Origin of the sequence: Acetobacter sp. DsW_059 (assembly GCF_002153695.1) — a bacterium.
GTDB classification, from domain to species: Bacteria; Pseudomonadota; Alphaproteobacteria; order Acetobacterales; family Acetobacteraceae; genus Acetobacter; species Acetobacter thailandicus.
In genome coordinates, this window is sequence record NZ_JOPI01000164.1 from 1 (window position 1) to 277 (window position 277).

At 47.7% G+C, this 277-nt stretch carries 1 pseudogene; it reads left to right on the forward strand.

Annotated elements, in window-relative coordinates:
• A pseudogene (locus HK25_RS13470) lies at positions 1–251 on the forward strand (hypothetical protein); the annotation flags it as partial.
• Positions 252–277 lie beyond the last annotated feature (26 nt).

Below are 277 nucleotides of genomic sequence, written 5' to 3' on the forward strand. Positions count from 1 at the left end.
TGGGAGTTGAAGTATCCCAGACGATTGATTTTGATCCACAGGCATTCGAAAAATGGGAGGAAACAAATGTTCAGATCCTTTCCAGCAGGAGGATCGCCGAGGCGTTTCTCGGTCTACCCTGGCCTATGACACCAGTTTCCCTTCGGCTATTAACGGCATCTTTGAAGGCAGCGGGTTGGATACCACAACGGAATGGAACAGCCCGTTGGTGGGTAAAAGATCAGAAATCAAAAAATGATCAATTGGAATAGGATTATGCTCTAAGGCGGCAGCTCGT